20 protein-coding genes are annotated in these 23,701 nt (G+C 72.7%); 16 read left to right on the top strand and 4 right to left on the bottom strand.

What is annotated here, in order from left to right; translation table 11 throughout:
- Positions 1–77: 77 nt before the first annotated feature.
- Together BJP60_RS04680 and BJP60_RS04675 are read right to left on the bottom strand one after the other, a co-directional pair.
- Positions 78–914, bottom strand: a complete 837-nt coding sequence (locus BJP60_RS04680) for an aldo/keto reductase (protein ID WP_203137887.1) — start codon at positions 912–914, stop codon at positions 78–80.
- Between the two features lie 64 nt (positions 915–978).
- Positions 979–2,253 (bottom strand): glycosyltransferase, encoded by a 1,275-nt coding sequence (locus BJP60_RS04675; protein WP_203137886.1) that lies wholly within the window; start codon positions 2,251–2,253, stop codon positions 979–981.
- A gap of 152 nt (positions 2,254–2,405) precedes the next feature.
- On the opposite strand from BJP60_RS04675, the gene hrpA reads away from it, so the two are divergent.
- Entirely contained in the window at positions 2,406–6,359 is a 3,954-nt protein-coding gene (hrpA, locus tag BJP60_RS04670; protein WP_203137885.1) for an ATP-dependent RNA helicase HrpA, read from the top strand.
- A gap of 24 nt (positions 6,360–6,383) precedes the next feature.
- Positions 6,384–7,010, top strand: a complete 627-nt coding sequence (locus BJP60_RS04665) for an SRPBCC family protein (RefSeq protein WP_238439560.1) — start codon at positions 6,384–6,386, stop codon at positions 7,008–7,010.
- Positions 7,011–7,084: 74 nt separating this feature from the next.
- Here BJP60_RS04665 and BJP60_RS04660 read toward each other — a convergent pair whose 3' ends face one another.
- Complete coding sequence (locus BJP60_RS04660) at positions 7,085–8,410, bottom strand: acetyl-CoA C-acetyltransferase (protein ID WP_203137884.1); 1,326 nt, start codon at positions 8,408–8,410, stop codon at positions 7,085–7,087.
- A gap of 176 nt (positions 8,411–8,586) precedes the next feature.
- On the opposite strand from BJP60_RS04660, the gene BJP60_RS04655 reads away from it, so the two are divergent.
- From BJP60_RS04655 to BJP60_RS04590, 14 genes are all read left to right on the top strand, one after another.
- The gene (locus tag BJP60_RS04655; protein ID WP_203137882.1) at positions 8,587–10,797 is read left to right on the top strand and encodes an NADP-dependent isocitrate dehydrogenase; all 2,211 of its coding nucleotides are present in this window, start codon (positions 8,587–8,589) and stop codon (positions 10,795–10,797) included.
- A 153-nt stretch (positions 10,798–10,950) separates the two neighbouring features.
- Positions 10,951–11,988, top strand: coding sequence for an iron-siderophore ABC transporter substrate-binding protein (locus BJP60_RS04650; RefSeq protein WP_238439559.1), 1,038 nt, complete (start codon positions 10,951–10,953; stop codon positions 11,986–11,988).
- Entirely contained in the window at positions 11,985–13,037 is a 1,053-nt protein-coding gene (locus BJP60_RS04645) for a FecCD family ABC transporter permease (protein WP_203137880.1), read from the top strand. Before BJP60_RS04650 ends, BJP60_RS04645 begins: the two co-directional genes overlap by 4 nt.
- Positions 13,037–14,092: a FecCD family ABC transporter permease gene (locus BJP60_RS04640; protein WP_203137879.1), complete on the top strand. Its 1,056-nt coding sequence runs from the start codon at positions 13,037–13,039 to the stop codon at positions 14,090–14,092. The genes BJP60_RS04645 and BJP60_RS04640 overlap by 1 nt, the downstream gene beginning before the upstream one ends.
- Positions 14,089–14,919, top strand: a complete 831-nt coding sequence (locus tag BJP60_RS04635) for an ABC transporter ATP-binding protein (protein ID WP_442923400.1) — start codon at positions 14,089–14,091, stop codon at positions 14,917–14,919. The genes BJP60_RS04640 and BJP60_RS04635 overlap by 4 nt, the downstream gene beginning before the upstream one ends.
- A gap of 34 nt (positions 14,920–14,953) precedes the next feature.
- Positions 14,954–15,895, top strand: coding sequence for a quinone oxidoreductase family protein (locus BJP60_RS04630; protein ID WP_203137878.1), 942 nt, complete (start codon positions 14,954–14,956; stop codon positions 15,893–15,895).
- Between the two features lie 309 nt (positions 15,896–16,204).
- Entirely contained in the window at positions 16,205–16,765 is a 561-nt protein-coding gene (locus tag BJP60_RS04625) for a hypothetical protein (RefSeq protein WP_203137877.1), read from the top strand.
- Between the two features lie 51 nt (positions 16,766–16,816).
- Positions 16,817–18,436: an AAA family ATPase gene (locus BJP60_RS04620; RefSeq protein WP_203137876.1), complete on the top strand. Its 1,620-nt coding sequence runs from the start codon at positions 16,817–16,819 to the stop codon at positions 18,434–18,436.
- A gap of 13 nt (positions 18,437–18,449) precedes the next feature.
- On the top strand, positions 18,450–18,671 hold the full coding sequence (locus BJP60_RS04615; RefSeq protein ID WP_203137875.1) for a DUF2997 domain-containing protein: 222 nt from the start codon (positions 18,450–18,452) through the stop codon (positions 18,669–18,671).
- Positions 18,668–19,420: a 4Fe-4S single cluster domain-containing protein gene (locus BJP60_RS04610; protein ID WP_203137874.1), complete on the top strand. Its 753-nt coding sequence runs from the start codon at positions 18,668–18,670 to the stop codon at positions 19,418–19,420. The genes BJP60_RS04615 and BJP60_RS04610 overlap by 4 nt, the downstream gene beginning before the upstream one ends.
- Positions 19,417–19,896, top strand: coding sequence for a hypothetical protein (locus tag BJP60_RS04605; RefSeq protein WP_203137873.1), 480 nt, complete (start codon positions 19,417–19,419; stop codon positions 19,894–19,896). Before BJP60_RS04610 ends, BJP60_RS04605 begins: the two co-directional genes overlap by 4 nt.
- 1 nt (position 19,897) lies before the next feature.
- Positions 19,898–20,686 (top strand): helix-hairpin-helix domain-containing protein, encoded by a 789-nt coding sequence (locus BJP60_RS04600; protein ID WP_203137872.1) that lies wholly within the window; start codon positions 19,898–19,900, stop codon positions 20,684–20,686.
- A gap of 46 nt (positions 20,687–20,732) precedes the next feature.
- Complete coding sequence (locus BJP60_RS04595) at positions 20,733–21,734, top strand: Gfo/Idh/MocA family protein (protein ID WP_203137871.1); 1,002 nt, start codon at positions 20,733–20,735, stop codon at positions 21,732–21,734.
- A gap of 38 nt (positions 21,735–21,772) precedes the next feature.
- Positions 21,773–22,729, top strand: a complete 957-nt coding sequence (locus tag BJP60_RS04590) for an NYN domain-containing protein (RefSeq protein WP_203137869.1) — start codon at positions 21,773–21,775, stop codon at positions 22,727–22,729.
- A gap of 54 nt (positions 22,730–22,783) precedes the next feature.
- Here BJP60_RS04590 and BJP60_RS04585 read toward each other — a convergent pair whose 3' ends face one another.
- A complete protein-coding gene (locus BJP60_RS04585) occupies positions 22,784–23,683 on the bottom strand; it encodes a hypothetical protein (protein ID WP_203137868.1) in 900 nt (299 codons plus the stop codon).
- Positions 23,684–23,701: the final 18 nt, after the last annotated feature.

The raw sequence follows: 23,701 nt of genomic DNA, 5'->3' as shown, positions 1-23,701 counted from the left end.
GGCGCATGACGAAGGCCGCACAGCGCACGGTGCATGACGAAGGCCCCGGATCGCTCCGGGGCCTTCGTCGTGGTGTCTCAGTTGAGCTCGGTGGGGTGCGCTCCCACACGGCCCGAGCCGTCGAGCGGGTCGAGCGCGTCGATCGCGGCGACCTCGGCGTCGGAGAGCTCGAAGTCGAACACGTCGAAGTTCTCGGCCATGCGCTCGGCGCGCACGGACTTCGGGAACACGATGAAGCCCTTCTCGAGGTGCCAGCGGATCACGACCTGCGCGGGCGTCTTGCCGTGCGCGGTCGCGGCGTCGGCCACGGCCTGCTCGCCGAACAGGTCGTACTTGCCCTGGCCGAGCGGGCCCCACGACTCGATGAACATGCCGTTGTCGGCCGCCCACTGCGTGATCTCGCGCTGCTGGTAGGCGGGGTGCAGCTCGATCTGGTCGACCGCGGGAACCACGCCGGTCTCGGCGACCAGGCGCTCGAGGTGCTCGACGAGGTGGTTCGAGACGCCGATGCTCTTGGCCTGGCCCGCGTCGCGGATCTCGATGAGCTTCTGCCACGCGTTGACGTAGTTGCCGTTCGCCGGCGCCGGCCAGTGGGTCAGGTACAGGTCGACGTAGTCCAGACCCAGCTTGTCGAGGCTCTCGGCGATCGCGGCCTTCGGCTCGTCGCCCGCCTGGCGGTCGTTCCAGAGCTTGGTCGTGATGAACAGCTCGTCGCGCGGGATGCCGCTCTTCGCGATCGCGGCGCCCACGCCCTCCTCGTTCTTGTAGATGGCGGCGGTGTCGATGTGGCGGTAGCCCGCCTCGAGCGCCTCGCTGACGGCCTTCTCGGCCTCGGCCGGCGGCACCAGGAAGACGCCGAAGCCGAGCTGCGGGATCTCGAAACCGGAATTGAGCGTGATGGAGGGTACGGTCATGCTCTCCACCCTATGAGCGGATCCGCCCGCCACGCTCGGGCTTGACGGATCCGTTCGTCGCGGGTCACGCGAAGACGCGGTCGATCGTCGACACGCGGGCGAACAGGCGGTCGAACACCGTCATGCGGTCGAACTGCAGCGCGTGCTCGCGTGCCCGCTCCTCCCACTCGGCGCGCTCGGCGCGGTCCATCGCGAGCGCGCGGTCGATGCTCGCGGCGATCTGGTCGGGCGCGTCGACGTCGATGATCAGCGCGGTGTCGCCGACGGCTTCCCCCACGCCGCCCGTGAGCGTCGTGATCGCCGGTCCCCCGCCCGACAGCGCCTTCTCGGCCAGCGCGATGCCGAACGTCTCGATGAACTCGGGCCGCGGCTTGGTCGGCAGCACATAGGCGGCCGCGCCCGCGAACAGGAAGGGCTTCTCGGCGTCGTCGACGTCGGTGAGGAACCGGATGCGCTCGGCCGCGGGCGAGGCGGCGGCGATCGCGCGCAGCTCCTGCTCCTCGGGGCCGCGGCCGGCGATGACGAGCTGCCGGTCCGCCGCCGCGCCGGACGCCGCGAAGCCCGCGATGAGGTCCTCGACGCCCTTCGCGCGCGCGAGACGCGACAGGTAGAACACGTACCCGTCGCGCTCGAGGCCGCGCGCCTGCAGGTGCCGGTCGATGTCGGCCGGGTCGAGGTCGAGGAACAGCGAGGCGTCGATCGCGGGATACGAGATCGCGATCCGCTCCTCGCAGCGCGCGGCGTAGCGCGTGCCGTGCGTCGCGTCGAGGAGCGCGGCCTCCTCGACGATCAGGTCCTTGGTGTACTGCGACACCGCCACGCACACGTCGCTCGCGAGGTACGACTCCAGCACATGGGCCGCGGCGCCGAAGCGTCCGTCCGTGACGCACTGACGCACGACGTTCGTCACGTCCGAGCCGACCGCCTCCGCGATCGTGACGACGTTGACGGGCAGGCCCGTCTTGCGGGCGACCTCGACCGCGTCGGTCACGGCCGTGGTGTGGGGGCTGAGGTAGAGCGACATCGCGACGGTCGGCACGCCGTCGGTGAACAGCTCGACGAGCCGCCCGACGAGCCCCTGGATGTAGCGCCCGTCGACGACCTTGTAGTCGCCCACCGGCTCGGGACGCTCCACCGTGATTCCCTCGCTGTACGGCAGCACCGTGTCGAGCGGCTTGAGCGGCAGGCCGGCGGCCTCGAGCCGTTCGATGGGCCATGTGACGATGCGCACCTCGTCGAAGCCGCGCTGCAGCGCGGCCTCCGCGAGATTCCGGGCTTCGCCGGAGTGACCGCAGATCACCGGATCTGCGCGGACGACGATGACGAGTCGGCGGGACATGACGGCTCCTGACGTTCGGGGTCGTGCGTCCTCGAGGGCGGGTCGCGCCGCGAGTTGCGGTGATGCTACGCGATGGATGTGTCGCGCAGACACGTCTCGCGGAAACTCGTCGTCGCCGAGGCGTTCGCCCCGGCGATCTAGACTGGAGGGCTATGCCCGCAGACCCGATCGCGTCCTGGCGCATCTCCTACCCGCCCGAGCTGCCGGTCAGCGGCGCGCGGGACGAGATCGCGCGCGCCATCCGGGATCACCAGGTCGTGATCGTGGCCGGAGCGACCGGATCGGGCAAGACGACGCAGCTTCCCAAGATCGCGCTCGAGCTCGGCCGGGAGCGCATCGCGCACACGCAGCCCCGCCGCCTCGCGGCGCGCACGATCGCGGAGCGCGTGGCGGAGGAGCTGCAGGTGCCGCTCGGCGGCGCGGTCGGCTACAAGGTGCGCTTCACCGACAAGGTCTCGGACGCGACGCGCATCGCGCTGATGACCGACGGCATCCTGCTCAACGAGATCCACCGGGATCGGAAGCTGTCGCGCTACGACACGATCATCGTCGACGAGGCGCACGAGCGGTCGCTCAACGTCGACTTCCTGCTGGGCTATCTGAAGCAGCTGCTCCCCCAGCGCCCCGACCTCAAGGTGATCATCACCTCCGCCACGATCGACCCGGAGTCGTTCGCGACGCACTTCGCGGACGCGGACGGTGCGCCGGCCCCGATCATCGAGGTCTCGGGTCGGACCTTCCCGGTCGAGATCCGGTACCGACCGCTGGTCGACACGACGAAGGCGGAATCGGATGCCTCGACCGCGGATGCCGCCGCGTCCGCCCCGGATCGCCTTCCTTCTGCGGAGGTCGCGTATGACGCGGAGGACGAGGTGTCCGCCATCGTCGCCGCGCTGCGCGAGCTCGACCGCGAGGCGCCCGGCGATGTCCTGGTGTTCCTGCCCGGCGAGGCCGAGATCCGCGATGCGGCGGATGCCGTGCGCGGCGCGTTCCGGGATCAGCGCGCGCCCACCGAGGTGCTGCCGCTGTACGGCCGCCTGAGCGCCGCCGAGCAGCACCGCGTGTTCGAGCGCTCGACCGTCGCGGGGCTGAGGCGCCGCGTGGTCCTGGCGACGAACGTCGCGGAGACGTCCCTCACCGTGCCGGGCATCAAGTACGTGATCGACACCGGCACGGCCCGCATCTCGCGCTACAGCAACCGCGCGAAGGTACAGCGGCTGCCGATCGAGGCGATCTCGCAGGCGTCGGCGCAGCAGCGTTCGGGCCGTGCCGGCCGCACCAGCGCGGGCATCGCGATCCGGCTCTACGGCGAGGACGACTTCGCACGCCGTCCCGAGTTCACCGAGCCGGAGATCCTGCGCACGTCGCTCGCGTCCGTCATCCTGCAGGCGCTTGCGCTCGACTTCGGCGACATCCAGCGCTTCCCGTTCCTGACGCCGCCCGACTCGCGCGGCGTCAAGGCCGCGACCGACCTGCTCGTCGAGCTCGGCGCGGTCGTGCTGAACCGCGACGGGGCGCCCCGGCTCACGCGGGTGGGACGCGACATCGCGCGCCTGCCGATCGACCCGCGCTTCGCCCGCATGCTCGTCGAGGCGCAGCGCACCGGCACGGTCGACGAGGTGCTCGCAATCGTGTCGGGGCTGTCGATCCAGGACGTCCGCGAGCGACCGGAGGAGCAGCGCGAGCAGGCCGATCAGGCGCACGCGCGCTTCGCGGATCCGACGAGCGACTTCCTGACGCTGCTGAACCTCTGGAACCACCTGCAGGAGCGGCAGCGCGAGCTGGGGTCGAGCGCGTTCCGCCGGCTGTGCCGCGCGGAGTTCCTCAACTACGTGCGCGTGCGGGAGTGGTTCGACGTGCACCGTCAGCTGCGCAGCCTCGCCGGTCAGCGGTCCCCGCGCGAGGAGGGGAAGCGCCCGCGCCGGGACGATCAGGCCGCGCCCGGTGCGGAGGGCGACGCCATCCACCGGGCGCTGCTGGCGGGCCTGCTGTCGCAGATCGGCGTCCTGGACGAGCGCGAGAAGGGCAAGGATCCGCGCCGCGGCGCCGAGTACCGCGGTGCGCGCGGCGTGAAGTTCTCGATCTTCCCCGGCTCGGTGATGCGCAAGCGCCGACCCAAGGCCGTCATGGCCGCCGAGCTCGTCGAGACGTCCCGGCTGTTCGCACGCACGGTGGCGCAGATCGATCCCGCGTGGGCCGAGGCGCTCGCGGGCGACCTCGCCAAGCGGCAGGTCTCCGAGCCGCACTGGTCGAAGGACGCGGGCGCGGCCGTGGCGTACGAGAAGGTCACGCTGTACGGCGTCGAGATCGTGCCGCGCCGCCGCATCCAGTTCGCCCGCGTGGACCGCGCCGCCGCGCGCGAGCTCTTCGTCCGGCACGCCCTGGTCGAGGGCGAGTGGGATCCGTCGCGACTGCCGCAGAACGTCACGGCGTTCCTGCGCCAGAACCACGAGCTGCGTCGCCGCCTCGAGAAGCTCGAGGAGCGCGAGCGGCGGCGCGACATCCTGGCCGGCGACGAGGCGGTCTTCGCCTTCTACGACGCGCGCATCCCCGCGGACGTGTTCGACGTCCGCTCGTTCGAGGCGTGGTGGCGCGAGGCCCTCGCGCGCACGCCCAAGCTGCTCACGATGCGCGAGGCCGATCTCATCGCGGGGCAGGCGACCGCGGACGCGCGCGACTTCCCGACGCGCTGGACGCAGGGCGACCAGACGCTGAACCTCGCATACCGGTTCGAGCCGGGCGCGCCGGACGACGGCGTGACCGTCGTGATCCCGCTCGCCCTGCTCGCGTCCGTCGAGCCGGCCGGGTTCGACTGGCAGGTGCCGGGCATGCGCTCGGAGCTCATCACGGCGCTGCTGCGCGCGCTGCCCAAGGCGATCCGGCGCCACGTGGTGCCCGCCGCCGACTGGGCCGAGAAGCTCGCGGCCGAGCTCGAGGGCGCCGGTCCCGAGGACCACGCCGGCCGACCGCCCCGGTCGCTGCGCGAGGCGCTCGCGACCCGCATCCAGCGCGTCGCGAACCAGCCCGTGACCGCGGCCGACTTCGAGCTCGAGCGCGTGCCGGGACACCTCACGATGTCGTTCCGCGCCGTGGACGAGCGCGGCCGCGCGCTCGGCGCGGATCGCGACCTGCGCGCCCTGCAGGACCGGCTCGCGGGGCGCGCCCGGCAGAGCGTGGCGCGCTCGCTCGACCGCGAGGCGCGCCGATCCGGTCCGGCGGAGGTCGCGGGAGCCGCGGCCCCGCGCCTGGAGCGGACGGGGCTGACCGACTGGGAGGTCGGCGACCTTCCCGAGGTGGTCGACACGAAGCTGGCGGGCGGCGTGGTGCGCGGCTATCCGGCGCTCGTCGACGAGGGGTCCTCGGTCGCGCTGCGCGTCGAGGCGACGCTCGAGAAGGCGGACGCCGAGACACGGCGCGGCGTGCGGCGGCTCCTGCTGCTGCAGGTGCCGTCGCCCGTGTCGTACGTGCAGGAGCATCTCACCGCGAACGAGAAGCTCGCGCTGGCGGCCTCCCCGTACGCATCGGCCAAGGCGCTCATCGAGGACTGCCGTGCGGCGGTCGCGGACGCCGTGCTCGACCGCGTGGGCGCCCTCCCCCGCACCCGCGCGGCCTTCGACGCGGTGAAGGCGGAGGTCATCCGCGTATCCGTCGACGACGTGTTCGCGTGCGTGTCGCTCGTGGCCCGCATCCTGACCGCCGCGCGCGAGGTCGAGCGCGGCCTCAAGAAGGCCAACTCCATGGCGCTGCTCGGCCCGCTCGGCGACATCCGCGCACAGCTCGCCGGCCTCATCCATCCGGGCTTCGTCTCGGCGACGGGCCTCGCGCGGCTGCAGCACCTGCCCCGCTACCTCGAGGGCGCGAGAGTCCGCCTCGAGGCGCTGCCGGACAACCCCGGCCGCGACCGCGCCTGGATGACCGAGCTCGAGCGGGCCACGACCGCATTCGCCGAGGCGGGCGGGACGATCCCCCCGCCGCGCGATGCGCCCGCGCACCTCGTGCGCGCCCGCTGGCTGCTCGAGGAGCTGCGCGTGGGCCTGTTCGCCCAGCGCCTGGGCACGGCCGAGCAGGTGTCGGTGCAGCGGCTGCAGAAAGCGCTGCGGCCGTAGGCGCAGGCATGCCAGGATCGACGCGTGCGTGCGTCGCGGCCCCTGTATGTCGAGATCGACATCGCCGCGCCCGTCGAGCGCGTGTGGCAGCTGACGCAGGATCCCGTGCTGCAGCCGCGCTGGGACGCGCGGTTCACGGCCATCGTGCCGACGCGGCTCCGTCCCGACGGCGCACAGGAGTTCCGGTACGAGCTCGCGCTCGGCGTGCACACGATCCGCGGCACGGGCGTCTCGCTCGGCGAGCGGCTGCGCGCCGACGGCCGGCGCACCTCGGCGCTCGTGTTCGACACGGAGGACCCGCTGTCGCCTCTCGGCCGCGGCCGCGGCTACTGGCGGTACGAGCCGATCGAGGGCGGAGTGCGCTTCTCAACCGGGTACGACTACGCGCCGGGGTGGGGACGGATCGGCCAGGTGCTGGATCCCCTCCTCACGCGTCGCCTCGTGTGGTGGCTCACGGCGTGGAGCTTCGACCGCCTGCGCATCTGGGCCGAGACGGGGGCGCCGCCCGTGCCGATCTGGCGCGCCTGGCTGAGCGGCGCGGGTGAGCGTCCCCGCGCAAGGCGCTGCCGCTCGGCGCCGCGGCAGGTCGCGACGTCTCACGCGCGCGACGTCATGGCGGACGCGCCCCAGACGCTCGGGCGGCTCGGATGACCACGGCGGTGTTCCGGCGCGCGCTCGGCGCCGAGGTCAAGCCGTATCGCGAGGAGCCGCGCGAGTGACGCCCGTCAGGCCGACTCGACGATCGCCGTCGCGGCGAGTCCGCCGGCGGCGCAGACCGAGATGAGCGCACGGGCCGTCCGCCCGGTCTCCGCGGCGCGGGCCGAGACGAGCTTGGCCGCCGTCGCCAGGATGCGGCCTCCCGTCGCGGCGAACGGGTGTCCCGCCGCGAGCGAGGAGCCGTTGACGTTGAGCCGGGCGCGGTCGACCGTGCCGAACGCGCCGTCCAGCCCGAGCTCGGTGCGGCAGTAGTCCTCGTCCTCCCAGGCCGCGAGGGTCGTCAGCACGGTCGCGGCGAAGGCCTCGTGGATCTCCACGAAGTCGAAGTCGTTGAGCGTGAGCCCGTTGCGCGCGAGCAGTCGCGGCACGGCGTGCGCTCCGCCCATCAGCAGGCCTTCGTGCCCGCCGACGAAGTCGACGGCGGCCGTCTCGGCGTCGACGAAGCGCGCCAGCACCGGCAGGCCGCGCGCCTGCGCCCACTCACGCGAGGCGAGCAGCACGGTCGAGGCGCCGTCCGTCAGGGGCGTCGAGTTGCCCGCCGTCATGGTCGGCGGGGTGTCGAGGCCCTTGCCGAACACGGGCGACAGCGCGGCGAGCTTCGCCATCGACGTGTCCGCGCGCAGGTTGTCGTCGCGGCCGAGACCGCGGAACGGCGTCACCAGGTCGTCGAAGAACCCGGCCTCCCAGGCCGCCGCCAGGCGCAGGTGGCTGTGCAGCGCGATCTCGTCCTGCGCCTCGCGCGTCACACCCCAGCGGGCGGTCGTGATGGCCTGGTGCTCGCCCATCGACAGGCCGGTGCGCGGCTCATCCGTCGACGGCGTGAGCGGCTTGAGGTGCGCGGGCCGCAGCTTCGCGAGCGCCTTGAGCCGGTCGGGCAGCGTCTTGGCGTGCGAGACCTGCAGCAGCACGCGACGCAGGCTCTCGCTCACGGCGATCGGGGCGTCCGAGATCGTGTCGGCGCCGCCCGCGACGCCCGAATCGACCTGGCCGAGGCGGATCTTGTTCGTCACCGCGATGGCCGCCTCGAGCCCCGTGGCGCACGCCTGCTGCAGGTCGTACGCGGGCGTCTGCGGAGACAGGGAGGTGCCTAGCACGCTCTCGCGGATGAGGTTGAAGTCGCGCGAGTGCTTCAGGACCGCCCCGCCCACCACCTCGCCGAGACGCTCGCCCTCGAGGCCGAATCGCGTGACGAGCCCCTCGAGCGCCGCGGTGAACATCTCCTGGTTCGAGGCGTCCGAGTACCTCTTCCCCGCCCGCGAGAACGGGATCCGGTTGCCGCCGACCACGTAGGCGTGGCGCGGTGCGGAGGCGGAGGTCTCGGCCGTTGAGCTCATTCCCCGATCGTCTCATGCGGTCCGCATCGAGGGGCGTGGGAGCGGGAGAGGCGCGGGTCCGCCGCCCCCGGACGGGAGGCGGATCACCGCTCCGGTATCTTGAAGTCGAGAGAATCGGCGCGCCGCTGCACCGCGGGAGCCGCCGATCGGCTGACGACCACAGGAGCTTCTTCCGCATGTCGAAGATCATCTACACGCACACCGACGAGGCGCCTCTGCTGGCGACGTACTCGTTCCTGCCGATCGTCGCGAGCTACGCGGCGAAGGCGGGCATCGAGCTCGAGACCCGCGACATCTCGCTCGCCGGCCGCATCCTCGCGCAGTTCCCCGAGCGCCTCACGGAAGAGCAGCGCATCGGCGACGCGCTCAGCGAACTCGGCGAGCTGGCGAACGACCCCTCGGCCAACATCATCAAGCTGCCGAACATCTCCGCGTCCGTCCCCCAGCTCGAGGCGGCGATCGCCGAGCTGCAGGCCCTCGGCTACGACGTGCCCGACTACCCGGGCAACCCCCAGACCGAGGAGGAGAAGGACTTCGCCGCCCGCTACGACAAGGTCAAGGGCTCGGCCGTGAACCCGGTCCTGCGCCAGGGCAACTCCGACCGCCGCGCTCCCGCCTCGGTCAAGGCCTATGCCAAGGCGCACCCGCACTCGATGGGCGCCTGGAGCGCGGACTCGAAGACCGCCGTCGCCACCATGGGCCGCGACGACTTCCGCTCGAACGAGAAGTCCGTGACCATTCCCGCCGACGACACGCTCCGGATCGAGCACGTCGGGCAGGACGGCGCCGTCACGGTGCTCAAGAGCGACCTGAAGGTGCTCGCGGGCGAGGTCGTCGACGCGACCTTCATGAGCGCGAAGGCGCTCGATGCGTTCCTGGCCGAGCAGGTCGCGCGCGCCAAGGCCGAGGGCGTGCTGTTCTCCGTGCACCTGAAGGCCACCATGATGAAGGTCAGCGACCCGATCCTGTTCGGTCACGTGGTCAAGACGTTCTTCAAGCCGGTGTTCGACGCGTACGGCGCCGACCTCGCGGCGGCCGGGCTGTCGGCCAACGACGGCCTCGGCGCGATCTACGCCGGCCTGGACGCGCTGCCGAACGGCGCCGAGATCAAGGCCGCGTTCGATGCCGCCCTGAACGACGGCCCCGCCCTGGCGATGGTCAACTCCGACAAGGGCATCACGAACCTGCACGTCCCGAGCGACGTCATCGTGGACGCGTCGATGCCGGCGATGATCCGGATCGGCGGCCACATGTGGGGTCCCGACGGCAAGGAGGCCGACACTCTCGCGGTCATCCCCGACTCGTCCTACGCCGGCATCTACCAGGCCGTGATCGACGACTGCAAGGCGAACGGCGCGCTCGATCCCGCGACCATGGGCACCGTGCCGAACGTCGGCCTGATGGCCCAGGCGGCCGAGGAGTACGGCTCGCACAACAAGACCTTCGAGATCGCCGCGCCCGGCGTCGTCCGGATCGTCGACTCGGCGGGTGAGTCGCTCACCGAGCACGAGGTGGAGGCCGGCGACGTCTGGCGCGCGTGCCAGACCAAGGACGCCGCGATCCGCGACTGGGTCAAGCTCGCCGTCACCCGCGCCCGCCTGTCCGGCACCCCCGCGGTGTTCTGGCTCGACGCGACGCGCGCGCACGACGCGAACCTGATCGCCAAGGTCGAGGAGTACCTGGGCGAGCACGACACCGACGGTCTCGAGCTGCACGTCATGGCACCCGCCGAGGCGACGCTGTTCTCGCTCGCGCGCATCCGCAAGGGCCTGGACACGATCTCCGTCACGGGCAACGTCCTGCGCGACTACAACACCGACCTGTTCCCGATCCTCGAGGTCGGCACGTCGGCGAAGATGCTCTCGATCGTCCCGCTCATGGCGGGCGGCGGCCTGTTCGAGACCGGCGCGGGCGGATCCGCCCCGAAGCACGTGCAGCAGCTCGTCTCCGAGGACTACCTGCGGTGGGACTCGCTCGGCGAGTTCTTCGCGCTCGCCGCCTCGTTCGAGCACCTCGCCCAGACGACCGACAACGCCAAGGCGCAGGTGCTCGCCGACACGCTCGACCGCGCCACCGGCACGTTCCTGAACGAGGACCGCTCTCCCGGCCGCAAGCTGGGCACGATCGACAACCGCGGCTCGCACTTCTACCTGGCGCTGTACTGGGCGCAGGAGCTCGCGCAGCAGACGGAGGATGCCGAACTCGCCGCCGCGTTCGCGCCGCTCGCCGAGAAGCTGCAGGCCTCGGAGAAGACGATCGTCGACGAGCTCGTCGCCGTGCAGGGCAAGCCCGCCGACATCGGCGGCTACTACCGTCCCGACGCCGAGAAGACCGCGGCCGTGATGCGTCCGTCCGCGACGTTCAACCAGGCGATCGACGCGCTGTAAGCAGTCCCGCATCGGCGGCCCCGTCTCCTTACGAGGAGGCGGGGCCGTCGTCATGTGTCACGTGGTTGGGACACCGGACCACACGGTGGTAACTTAGGTGAGCCTCACCTACCCCATCGGGGCCACCCCATCACAGCATCGAAGGGATCACCCTTGCGCATCGCACGCACCCTCGGCGCGACCGTCGTCGCCGCCGCCCTGACCGCCTCGCTGGCGGCCTGCTCGACCTCCTCGACCCCCGCCGGCGGCGAGAGCTCCGCGCCCGGGGGCGACGCGGGCGTGTTCCCCGTCGAGGTCGAGCACGCGCTCGGCACGACGACCATCGACGCCAAGCCGGAGCGCGTGGCCTCGATCGGCTGGGGCAACCAGGACGTGGCCCTCGCCCTCGGCGTCGCGCCGGTGGGCGCCGACGACCAGACCTGGTCGATGGACGGATCGGACGGCCTCGGCCTCTACGAGTGGACGACGGACGCGTACGCTGAGCTCGGCGCCGACGAGCCCGTGGTGTTCTCCACGACCGACGGCATCGACTTCGAGGCCATCGCGGACACCACGCCCGACCTCATCATCGCCGCGTACTCGGGCCCCACCGAGGAGGAGTACGCCACCCTCACCGAGATCGCCCCGACCGTCGCGTACCCCGGTGTCGCCTGGTACACGCCGTGGCGCGACAGCATCCTGCTCAACGCGAAGGCTCTCGGCCTCGCCGAGGAGGGGGAGGCCCTCGTCGCCGACCTGGAGCAGCAGATCGCGGACGCGACCGCCGACTCCGACTTCGCGGGCAAGAGCGCCGCGTTCCTCTACCTGAACCCCGCGGACCTGTCGACCACGTCGATCTACGCGACGGGCGACTCGCGCGCCGCGTTCCTCGCGGACCTCGGCTTCGACGTCCCGGCCGCCGCGAAGGAGGCCGACGAGGCCGGCACCTTCTACCTCGACATCTCGGCCGAGAACGTCGACAAGCTCGCCGACGTGGACGTCATCGTCTCGTACGGCGGCGAGGACCTGCTTCCGGCCCTGCAGGCCGACCCGCTGTGGAGCACGCTGCCCGCCGTCCAGAACGGCGCCGTGGTGGCCGTCGGCGCCGGCGACGACCTGAGCGGCGCCGTGTCGCCGACCGCTCTGTCCATCCCGTGGATGCTTGACACCTACGTCGGTCTCCTGGACGACGCAATCGCCCAGTCGGAGTGAGCGTTCTCTCTGATGCGCCGCGGCGCGCAGTCGGTCCCCGGCCGACTGCGCGCCGTCCGGCGTTCCTGCTCGGCGCGATCCTCGTGCTCGCGGCGTCCGTCGGGCTCTCCCTCGCACTCGGATCCCGCTCCGTCTCCCTCGCCGAGGTGGTCGACGGGCTGACGGCCTGGTTCGGCGGACGGACCTCCGAGGACATCGGCGCCATCGCGGTGCAGGAGCGCATCCCCCGCACGGTCCTCGCGCTCATGGCCGGCGCCGCGCTGGGCCTGTCCGGCGCGCTGATGCAGGCCGTCACGCGCAACCCGATCGCGGATCCGGGAATCCTCGGCGTCAACACGGGAGCCGCGCTCTTCGTGGTGTGCGGCATCGCCTTCCTCGGCATCACATCGGCCGTGCAGTTCCTGGTGCTCGCCCTGATCGGCGGCAGCCTCGTGGCGGTGTTCGTCTATGTGGTCGGCTCCGTCGGCCCGGGCGGCTCGACCCCGATCAAGCTCGCGCTGGCCGGCGCAGCGACCACGGCGGCACTGTCGTCGCTCGTGAGCGCGGTGCTGCTGCCGCGCATCGCGGCCATGGACGTCTTCCGGTTCTGGCAGGTCGGCGGCGTCGCCGGCGCCGACTGGGGCACGATGGCGATCATCGCGCCGCTGCTGCTCGTCGCCGCGGCCGCCGCCCTCCTGTGCGCCCCCATGCTCAATGCGCTCGCGCTCGGCGACGAGGTCGCCGTCGGGCTCGGCGTGAACGTCACGGTCGGTCGCCTCGTCGCCTCCGCGGCCGGCGTGATCCTGTGCGCGGCCGTCACGGCCATCGCCGGCCCCATCGCCTTCGTCGGGCTCATGGTGCCGCACGTCGCGCGCATGCTGTTCGGGCCGGACCAGCGCTGGCTGCTCCCCGTCTGCGCGCTCGGCGGCGCGGCCCTGCTCACCGTCTCCGACACGATCGGGCGCCTGATCGGCAGCCCCGGAGAAGTCGAGGCCGGGATCGTGACGGCCTTCGTCGGCGCCCCGATCCTCGTCATCATCGCCCGCCGCACGCGGATGAAGGCCCTCTGATGGCGCTCACGCTCGCTCCCGCCCCCGCCGATACGACGACGGCGATCCGGCACGGCCGTCAGCGCCGCACGCGCCGCCGAGCGCTGGGGATCGCCGGGCTCGCCGGGATCCTGATCGTCCTGATGGGCGCGATGGTCATGCTCGGCGACACGATCTACCCGGTCTCCGACGTGTTCGCCGTGATGCTCGGCGAGAAGGTCCCCGGCGCGTCGTTCACGGTCGGCTCGCTGCGCATTCCGCGCATGGTCACGGGCGTGCTCGCCGGAATCGCGTTCGGCGTCGCGGGCACGACCTTCCAGACCATGCTGCGCAACCCGCTCGCGAGCCCCGACGTGATCGGCATCACGTCCGGTGCGAGCGCCGCGGCGGTCGTCTGCCTCGCCGTGCTGCACTGGAGCACGACCGCGACGACGCTCATGGCCCTCGTCGTCGGCATCGCGACGGCGGCGCTGATCTACGTCGCCGCGCGCGGCGGGGAGTCCACGGGCGGCCGGCTTATCCTCATCGGCATCGGCATCGGCGCGATGCTCGATTCGGTGGTGTCGTTCGTCATCCAGCGGGCGGCCGACTGGGACGTCGCCGTCGCGATGAGATGGCTGACCGGCAGCCTCAACAGCGCGAAGTGGGACACCATGCCGCCGCTGGTGATCGCGACCGCGATCCTGCTGCCCCTGATCCTCGTGCTGTCGCGGGATCTGCGCGCGCTGGAACTCGGCGACTCGTCGGCGACCGCGCTGGGCGTCCGCGTCGACCGCGCGCGCGTGCTGCTGATCATCGCGGCCGTCGCGCTCGCGTGCTTCGCCACGGCGACCACCGGCCCGATCGCATTCGTCGCGTTCCTGGCCGGCCCGATCGCGTCCCGCCTCGTCGGACCGGGCACGTCGCTCACGATCCCCGCCGCGCTCACGGGTGCGGTGCTCGTGCTGGCCGCCGACCTGATCGGCCAGTTCGCGTTCGACACGACGTTCCCCGTCGGCGTGATCACGGGCGTGCTCGGCGCCCCCTACCTGCTCTACCTGCTCATCCGCACGAACCGCATCGGAGGTTCATCGTGACCACCCCCGTCCCGACCGCTCACGGGCTGCAGGCGACGGACCTCGTCGCCGGGTACGCCGCCGCGACCCCCATCGTGAAGGGCGTCGATCTCGCGGTGCCGAGCGGCCGGATCAGCGTCATCGTCGGCGCGAACGCGTGCGGCAAGTCGACCCTGCTCAAGACGCTCGCGCGGCTGATCGCCCCGCAGGCGGGCAGCGTCGTGCTCGACGGCCAGAGCATCGGGTCGATCCCCACCAAGCAGCTCGCCCGCACGCTCGGGCTCCTGCCGCAGTCGCCGATCGCGCCCGAGGGCATCGCGGTCGCCGACCTCGTGGGCCGGGGCCGTCACCCGCACCAGAAGCTGTTCCGGTCGTGGTCGGCGCAGGACGATGCCGCCGTGGCCGAGGCGCTCGAGCTCACGGGCGTCGCCGACCTCGCCGACCGCGCGGTCGACGAGCTCTCCGGCGGCCAGCGGCAGCGCGTGTGGATCGCGATGGCGCTCGCGCAGGAGACCGGCGTCCTGCTGCTGGACGAGCCGACGACGTTCCTCGACGTCGCGCACCAGATCGAGGTGCTCGACCTGCTCACCGACCTCAACCGGTCGAAGGGCACGACCATCGTGATGGTCCTGCACGACATGAACCTCGCGGCCCGCTACGCCGACCACATCTTCGCGATGCGCGGCGGCGAGCTCATCGCGAGCGGCGCACCGGCCGAGGTCATGACGAGCGAGCTCATCTCCGACGTGTTCGGCCTCGACGCCACGGTCATCCCCGACCCCGTGTCCGGCGCTCCCATGGTGCTGCCGCGCGGGCGCCACCACGTGCTCGCCCACCCCGTCGGCTGACCGCCGCGGAGCGCTCCCCCGCTAGCCTGACCCCATGGCGAAGGCGATCCAGTACACCGAGTTCGGCGGGCCCGAGGTCCTCACCCTCAACGAGATCCCGGATCCGGTTCCCGGCCCGGGCGAGGTCGCGATCCGGATCGAGGCGGCGGGCGTCAACCCGATCGACGCGAAGCTGCGGCAAGGGCTGCGCGCGTCCGATCCGCTCACCGCGCCGCGCGGCACGGGATCGGACGGCGCGGGTCATGTCACGGCGGTGGGCCCCGATGTGGAGGGCTTCCGCGTGGGCGATCCGGTGGTCTTCACGGGCAAGTTGGGCGCGTACGCTACCGACCTCGCGGTGCCCGCCGACAAGGTGTTCGCGCGGCCGGCGGGCGTGACCGCCGCGGTGGGCGCGGCCATCGGAGTGCCCGTCAGCACGGCCTATCAGGCGCTGCGCTCGCTCGGCGTCCGCGGCGACGACACCCTGCTGATCCACGGCGCCTCGGGAGCGGTCGGCCAGGCCGCGGTGCAGCTCGCGGTTCTCGCGGGCGCACGCGTGCTCGGCACCTCGAGCGACGCGCGCGCCGACCGGGTCGCCGACCTCGGCGGCGAGCCCCTCCGTTACGGCGAGGGGCTCGGCGACCGCGTGCGCGCCGCGGCACCCGAGGGCGTCACCGTGATCCTCGACTGCGCGGGCACCGACGAGGCGCTGGACACGTCGCTCGAGCTGCTCGCGGACCGCGACCGGATCGCCACGATCGTGCGCGGCGCGGACGCCGTGGGGCTCGGCATCCGGGGATTCTCGGGAGGGTCGCCGCACCCGCTCACCCCCACCCAGCTCGCGTGGCGGCACGAGGCCATCCCGGTCGTGCTCGCGCTGCTCGCGGCGGGGCGCTTCTCGGTCGAGCTCGGCGAGCGCTACCCGCTCGATCGGGCGGGCGACGCGCAGCGCGCGAACCGCGAGGGAGCGCCGGGCAAGCTGCTCATCGTGCCGTGAGGCATGGGTCCCGCTCCCCCGGGGCGTCGCGCCGCCGCGCCACTAGGATCGACGCGTGAGCAACGGGGGGATGGGGCTCGACGCCCCGGTCGTGCGGCGCATACGCGTGCTCACGGCGATCGCGGTGCTCGCCGGCGCGCTCGTGCTCACGGGCGTCGTGTGGGGCGCGCTGTACGACCTGCGCGTGGTCGACATCCGCCCGATCGCGGCGGAGCCCGACCCGGATGCCGACAGCCCGTGGGAGTTCGCGAACCCGCCGGAGCTCACGATCGCCGAGGACGGCACCCTCGCGGTCCCCGCGGGGGCGGAGTGCTCCACATCGCGAGGGACGCGGCGACGCCCGTGCTGCAGGTCACCCCGGCGGCGGACCCCGCCGACTGGATCGACATCTCGATCACGCCGGCGGGTGAGCACCCGCAGGACGAGTACTTCTACCCCGACGACGTCGGCTTCCTGGCGTCCGAGTCGGACGTCGCGATGCTGTTCCCCGGCGCGCGCGACCTGGAGGTGTGGTTCGAGTCCGACGCGCAGGAGACGCTGCGGATCTCGCCGGTCGAGGCGACGACGTTCACGTCGGCCGCGAGCGGCGAGGGCGACGCCGTGCTGCTCTACGAGGGCGAGCACATCAGTGCCCGCGCCGTGCATCGCGGCGACGGCGACTTCTACGTCGACACCTTCACGCCCACCGCCAGCGAGTCGCCGATCATCGACTTCGGCCGCATCGACCAGCGGTTCTCATGGGAGGAGGGCGGACCGCTCGTGATCCGGATCGAGTCGAGCGACGGCCCCTGGACCATCGAGATCGAGGGCGAGTCCGGCGCTCCCGTGGACGTCCCCTCCGCCGCGCAGACGACCGATCCGGCGGGCTGAGCACCGCGGCATCCGACCCACGAGACACGCCCCGATACGACGAGAGAGCACATGGACTTCGCGACGACGCTCGACCAGGCCTTCAAGGCCCGGCTGCCGCTGCTGTACCTCGAGACCAGCGAGGAGGTGCGCGCGGTGCAGGCGCTCACGCATGCGGCCGACCGGCAGCGCACGGCCCGGCCCGTGTGGACGTGGAGCTCGGCGACCGGCCTCGTGCACCCCGAGGACGGCGTCGTCGAGGGCACCACGAGTCCCGTCCGGGCGCTCGACCATGCCGCGCAGCAGGCGGACGCCGGCGTGTTCGTCTTCCACGATCTGCACCTGCACTTCGGCGGCGAGGGGCGCCCCGGCGATCCGGCGATCATCCGCAAGACGCGCGAGACGGCCGTCGACTTCCGGCACGGCGAGGCCGCGCGCATGCTGATCCTGACCTCGCCGGTGCGCGTCATCCCGCCCGAGCTCGACACGCTCACGACGCTCGTCGAGTTCCCGCTGCCGACGGCCGACGAGCTGCGCATGCTGCTCGACGACATGATCGACACGAACCGCAAGGTCAAGGTGGAGGCGACGGCGGACGAGCGCGAGCGGCTCGTCAACGCCGCGCTCGGCCTCACGATGCACGAGGCGGAGAACGCCTTCGCGCGCGCGATGGTCGACGACGGCCGGCTCACCTCGCTCGACGTCGAGGTCGTGCACGACGAGAAGCGCCAGGCGGTCAGCAAGTCGGGGCTGCTCGACTTCCTCGAGCCGGGCCTGGATCTCGACGACGTCGGCGGGCTCGGCAACCTCAAGCGCTGGCTATCGCGCCGGCAGGGCTCGTGGCTCACGAAGGCCCGCGAGTTCGGGCTCCCCTCGCCCAAGGGCGTGCTCATCACGGGCGTGCCGGGCTGCGGCAAGTCGCTCACGGCGAAGGCCACGGCGGCATCGTGGGGGCTGCCGCTGCTGCGGCTCGACGTCGGCCGGATCTTCTCGGGCCTCGTGGGCTCGAGCGAGCAGAATCTGCGCACGGCGATCGCCACCGCCGAGGCCGTCTCGCCCTGCATCCTGTGGGTCGACGAGATCGAGAAGGGCTTCTCGGGTGTGGCGGGCTCGACGGACTCCGGCACGTCCGCGCGCGTGTTCGGCTACTTCCTGACGTGGCTGCAGGAGAAGACGCGGCCCGTGTTCGTCGTGGCGACCGCGAACAACATCGACCAGCTGCCGCCGGAGTTCCTGCGCAAGGGCCGCTTCGACGAGATCTTCTTCGTCGACCTGCCGAGCCTCACCGAGCGCCGCGTGATCTGGCGCATCCAGCTGTCCTCGCGCGCGCGGTCGAGCAACGGCCTCGAGGCGATCGCGGCCGACGACGCCGCGATCGAGCGCCTCGCCGCCGCGAGCGAGAACTACTCGGGCGCCGAGATCGAGCAGGCGGTGGTCGCCGCCCTGTACGAGGCGTTCGCGGCCCAGCGGCGAGCGACGACCGAGGACCTCGTGCTGGCGATCGAGAACATGATCCCGCTGTCGGTGACGCAGTCCGAGGACGTGCAGGCGATCCGCGAGTGGGCCAGCGTCCGGGCGGTGCGGGCGACCGCCAGCGAGGACCTGTCGCGCGATGAGCAGGCGGACGAGCACGGCGCACCCGCCGCGGTGCCGATCGCGAGCGGCCGCGGCGGCCGGACGGTCGATTTCTGAGGGAGGGATCCGGATGACGCAGAAGCAGCTGATCGTCCGCGTGCGCGCGGACGGCACGATCGACGCCGAGACCGTCGGCATGTACGGCGCCGAGTGCCTCGACTACTTCGACGCGCTCGAGGACCTGCTCGGCGCGACCACGACCGGATCGGCCTATACGGCCGACTTCGACCGCGTGTCGGCCGAGGACGGAACCGGCGTCGCGCGCGGCGTCGGCGACGGGCAGGGCGCGTGAGGTCCGCTCCCGTGCTGCGCGCGGATCCGCCGGTGGCGCGTGACGGCGCCCGCCTGCGCTGGTCGAGGTTCGTGCCCGCGACCGACGCCGAGGGCCCCGGCCGCCGCGCGGCGCTGTGGCTGCAGGGCTGCGACGTCCGCTGCCCCGGCTGTTTCAACCCGCACCTGTGGGCGCACCGCGGCGCGCGGCTCGACGACGTCGCCGAGCTCGCGGCGTCCTTCGCCGCCGACGCCGTCTCGGCCGGCTCCGAGGGACTCACGCTGCTGGGCGGCGAGCCGTTCGACCAGGCGGCCGCGGCCGCGGTCGTCGCGGAGGCGTTCCGCGCGGCCGGCCTCACGGTGATGACCTTCACGGGATACACGCACGCGCAGCTGACCGGCTGGGCTCCCTCGCGAGAGGACGTCGCGCGCCTGCTCCGCGCCACCGATCTGCTCGCGGACGGCCCGTATCTGCGCGACCTGCCGGATCCGGACCGTCCGTGGATCGGGTCTCGGAACCAGGGCCTGCGGGCGCTCACGCCCGCCTACCGCGACGCGGTCGAGCGGATCGACCGCGGCGCGGGAGCCCGCGACAGGCTCGAGATCCGGATCGGCGCGGACGGCCGGATCGACGTCAACGGCTGGGCGGACGACGCGGCGCTGGAGGCGCTGCTCGACGACCTCGGCGTGCGCGCCGACGCGCCCGCCGTCGTGGCCGCCTCCGCATCCCCCGCGGCTCCGGCCGCCCGACGAACGGAGCTCATCCGGTGAGCGTCACGATCTCCCTGATCCCCCTCGCGCTCGCGGCCGCGGGCGTGTTCTCGGCCGCCGGTGCCGCCGCCGCGGGCGATGCCATCGAGGCGCGCGGCGGCGAGCGGGCGGTCGCGATGCGCACGCGTCTGAAGGATCGCGGACTGCTCGAGCAGGCCCTCTCCGACATCGGCGCGACCGACATCGCGGTCGGCGACGAGGTCGCTGCGGTCGTCGACGACATCCGGCTGGCGATGACGCAGGATGAGGACGGAATCTGGCAGGCGCACCTGACGGGCGATCTGCCGGACGCCGCGCTGACTGAGCGGGGCACGCGCCTGCTCGCCGAGCTCGACACGGCCTACGCCGCGCGCGTGCAGCAGGCGGTCGCGCAGCGCATCCGCGAGCGCGCGGGCGACGCGGGCTTCGAGCTCGCGTCCGAGCATCGCGAGGGCGACACCGTGACCATGACGCTGACCGTGAAGGACCGGATCTGACGTGACGACGCCGGCGACGCAGCAGCGAGCGGGATGGGTGTTCCTGCTCGTCGCGAGCCTGTGGCTCGTGCCCGTCTTCGGCGGGCCCGCCTGGTCCTGGCTCGGCTTCGGCGCCGCCGCACTGATGAGTGCGGCTCCGCGGCTGTGGTGGCCCGCCGTCGGCTACACGCTCGCCGGGTTCATCTCCGTCGTGATCGAGGACGAGTTCTCCGACGACGTCGGGCTCGCCCTGCGCACGCTCGCCTGGGCCGCGTGCGTCGTGCACGGGCTCGTGGTGTACCCGGGCGTGCTGCGCCGCATCGCGGCCGGCGGGCTCGGGGCGGGGGCCCTCGCGGCGGGCCGGGCATCGAGCGGCCGCGGCTCCCGTCCGACCGGGCGCCGGGGCCGCGGCGACCGCAACGCGCGGGCCACGTGGCACCGCGCCGAGCCGAGGCCGCCGGAGCGGGAGCGGCCGCGGCGCGAGCCGGTTCCCGAGGAGGCGCGGGGCCTCGCCGCCGAGGCGGTCTCGGCGCGCTCGTCGCTCGTCGCGGATGCGCCGGCCCCCGCGCGCCCGACGGTCGACGTGAACAAGGCGTCCCGGCGCGTGCTGACCCGCCTTCCCGGCATGGACCGCCGCTCGGCCGCGGCCGCGGTGGCGGAGCGCGAGCGCCGAGGCGGGTTCGCGTCGCTCGACGATTTCGCCCGCGCCGCGGGCCTGCAGCCGCACGAGGCCGTGCGGCTGCGCGCACACGCCTTCTGCTCGCCGAAGCCGCGCCCGAAGCGCACCTTCGCCCGGCGCGTGGATCTGTAGATCCCCCACCGGTCGGATGTCGCCGCGACGCCATAGGCTCGGATGCATGACTGGCCACTCGCCCTCGACACAGCTGCGCTGGGGAATCCTCGCCACGGGCGGCATCGCCCACGCCTTCGCGTCCGACCTGCGCACCGCCGGACTCGATCTCGTCGCGGTGGGGTCCCGCTCACAGGCGTCGGCCGACGCGTTCGCGGCGGAGTTCGACATCCCGCGCGCGCACGGCTCGTACGAGGAGCTCGCGGCCGACCCGGAGGTCGACATCGTCTACGTGTCGACGCCGCACCCCATGCACGCCGAGAACGCGCGCCTCGTGCTCGAGGCGGGCAAGCACGCGCTCGTCGAGAAGTCGTTCACGGTCAACCGCGCCGAGGCGGCCGGCCTGCGCGACCTCGCCGCGAGGAGGGGTCTTCTCGTCATGGAGGCGATGTGGACCCGGTACCTGCCCCACATGGTGCGCGTGCGCGAGATCGTGGAGGCGGGCACGCTGGGCGAGATCCGCACCGTGTTCGCCGACCACACGCAGCGGATCACGGACGACCCCTCGCACCGCCTGAACGCCCTCGCGCTGGGCGGCGGGGCGCTGCTCGACCTCGGGATCTACCCCATCTCGTTCGTGTGGGACGTGCTCGGCGAGCCGACGACGGTCAAGGCCGTCGCGCGCCTGGGCGACACCGGCGCGGACGCCGAGGTCGCGACCGTCATGACGCACGGCTCCGGCGCGTTGTCGACGACCGTGTCATCGTCGCGTGGCTCCGGCCCGAACAGCGCGCACGTCGTGGGCACCGAGGCGCGTATCGACATCGACCGCGTCTGGTACACCCCCACGGCGTTCACCGTGACGGCGCCGGACGGCTCGCTGATCGAGCGCTACGAGTCGCACGTCGAGGGCCGCGGCATGCAGTACCAGGCCCTCGCGGCCGAGCGCTTCGTGGCCGAGGGTCTGCTGCAGGGTGACGTGCTGCCGATCGACGAGTCCGTCGCGATCATGGGCACGCTCGACGAGATCCGCCGGCAGATCGGCGTGAGCTACCCCAGCGAGCGCTGATCCGCCCGGTCACCACGCCCCTCTTCAGGAACAGGACAATGGCCGAAACCCCCGACGCCCGCGTGGCGGTCTATCTCGACTTCGACAACATCGTCATGAGCTGGTACGACCGTGTGCACGGCCGCAACTCGTACAGCAAGGACCGGCAGAAGATCGCCGAGGATCCGACGGATCCGGATATCGCCGCGAAGCTCGCGCTCGCGACGATCGACGTGGGCGCGGTCATCGACTACGCGGCCTCGTTCGGCACGCTCGTGCTCACGCGCGCGTACGCCGACTGGTCGTCGCCGGTGAACGCGGTCTACCGCTCCCAGCTCGTGGGTCGCGCGGTCGACCTCGTGCAGCTGTTCCCCGCGGCCGCGTACGCCAAGAACGGTGCGGACATCCGGCTCGCGGTCGACGCGGTCGAGGACATGTTCCGCCTGCCCGACCTCACGCATGTCGTGATCGTGGCGGGCGACTCCGACTACGTGCCGCTCGCGCAGCGCTGCAAGCGCCTGGGCCGCTACGTGATCGGCGTGGGTGTCGCCGGGTCCACCGCCAAGTCGCTCGCCGCGGCGTGCGACGAGTTCGAGGCGTACGACACGCTGCCGGGCGTCACGGTGCCCAAGAAGCCCAAGTCATCGGGCAAGGCCGCCGATCCTGAGCCGGCCGAGCCCGCGGGCACGCAGCGCAGCCGACGCGCGTCGCGCGCGAAGCAGACGCCGCCGCCCGACGAGGACACGCTCGTCCCGTTCGACGAGATCCCGCCGGAGGACCTGCACGCCGCGGCCTCGCGGCTCCTGGAGCGCGCGCTGCGTCTGGGGCGCGACAAGGGCGACGACGCCGAGTGGCTGCACACCTCGGCGGTCAAGCAGCACATGCGCCGGATGGATCCCTCCTTCAGCGAGAAGACGCTGGGCTTCCGCTCGTTCACCGACTTCGTGAAGTCGCGCGAGCAGGTGGCCGAGGTGCAGGAGAGCGGGCACGAGCGCCTCGTGCGCCTGAAGGACTGACCGGTCCTCCACCGATCCCGCCGCGGCGGTTCTCGGCGACGGGACCGGCGACGGTCAGGCGGAGACGGGGGTCAGACCGGACGGCGTCTCGATCAGCAGTTCGAGATCGGCCGGTGCCGGCCATGCGGGCAGCTCGTGCACGCCGCGACCCGCCTCCATCCACGCCATCTGCTCGTCGTCCGTCCAGGCACGCCCCTCGCTCACCGACAGCGTCGACAGCCGCCCGCCCAGCACGGTCAGGTAGAGCTCGAACGTGCGGCCGTCCAACGCGGAGAAGCACCCGACGACGGGGAAGTTCGCGTCGCCGGGCACGGCCGCGGGCATCCCGTCGGGCACCTCGAAGCCGATCCCCGGCCAGAACCCTTCGGGCTCGGGCCCTTCGAACCCGACCGCCTCGGCCGCGGCCAGCTGCGCGCGCAGCTCCTGCGCGCCGAAGCCGTCGGTCGCGCCGAGCAGCAGCTCCACCAGCGCGCGCACATCGGCCGGCACGGGGATCGTCTCCGGCCGGTCGTCCGCCTCCTCCGCGAAGCCGTCGGCCTGCGCCGCGGGCGAGCGCAACCCGGCGAACCAGGTGCCGGCGGCGAGCACCGCGGATCCGAGCGCCATGGCGACCCGCGGGCGGGCGGCGCCGCGGCGGGCGATCGCGTCGTGGATGCGCGCGTCGAGGCCCTCCGTGACCTCGGACGCCGCCATCATCAGGCCTGCGGCGCCGACGCTGTAGCCGCCGCGCGCGGCCGGCGCGATCTCGTCCCGCGCGTCGGTGCGCATCGTCGCCCACGCCGTCCAGGCGCCGAGCACCGCCATGGCGCCGCGGTACAGCAGCCGCCCGCGCGGCGTCAGCGTGCGCGGGTCGATCAGCATGAGCAGGCCGTTCGCCGCCGTCCAGACCACGCCGTGCTCGATGCTGCGGGTGTCGTTGAGGCGGGCGAGCGAGGCGCGCAGGGAGACGGGCATGGGTCCACGCTATCCGCG

This window comes from Microbacterium sp. JZ31, assembly GCF_016805985.1.
GTDB lineage: Bacteria > Actinomycetota > Actinomycetes > Actinomycetales > Microbacteriaceae > Microbacterium.
This window is presented reverse-complemented; position numbering and strand designations above follow the sequence as displayed.

Coding starts and splice junctions, on each gene's coding strand:
- BJP60_RS04680 (WP_203137887.1), bottom strand. CDS start 914: ATGACCGTACCCTCCATCACGCTCAATTCCGGTTTCGAGATCCCGCAG.
- BJP60_RS04675 (WP_203137886.1), bottom strand. CDS start 2,253: ATGTCCCGCCGACTCGTCATCGTCGTCCGCGCAGATCCGGTGATCTGC.
- hrpA (WP_203137885.1), top strand. CDS start 2,406: ATGCCCGCAGACCCGATCGCGTCCTGGCGCATCTCCTACCCGCCCGAG.
- BJP60_RS04660 (WP_203137884.1), bottom strand. CDS start 8,410: ATGAGCTCAACGGCCGAGACCTCCGCCTCCGCACCGCGCCACGCCTAC.
- BJP60_RS04655 (WP_203137882.1), top strand. CDS start 8,587: ATGTCGAAGATCATCTACACGCACACCGACGAGGCGCCTCTGCTGGCG.
- BJP60_RS04640 (WP_203137879.1), top strand. CDS start 13,037: ATGGCGCTCACGCTCGCTCCCGCCCCCGCCGATACGACGACGGCGATC.
- BJP60_RS04630 (WP_203137878.1), top strand. CDS start 14,954: ATGGCGAAGGCGATCCAGTACACCGAGTTCGGCGGGCCCGAGGTCCTC.
- BJP60_RS04620 (WP_203137876.1), top strand. CDS start 16,817: ATGGACTTCGCGACGACGCTCGACCAGGCCTTCAAGGCCCGGCTGCCG.
- BJP60_RS04615 (WP_203137875.1), top strand. CDS start 18,450: ATGACGCAGAAGCAGCTGATCGTCCGCGTGCGCGCGGACGGCACGATC.
- BJP60_RS04595 (WP_203137871.1), top strand. CDS start 20,733: ATGACTGGCCACTCGCCCTCGACACAGCTGCGCTGGGGAATCCTCGCC.
- BJP60_RS04590 (WP_203137869.1), top strand. CDS start 21,773: ATGGCCGAAACCCCCGACGCCCGCGTGGCGGTCTATCTCGACTTCGAC.
- BJP60_RS04585 (WP_203137868.1), bottom strand. CDS start 23,683: ATGCCCGTCTCCCTGCGCGCCTCGCTCGCCCGCCTCAACGACACCCGC.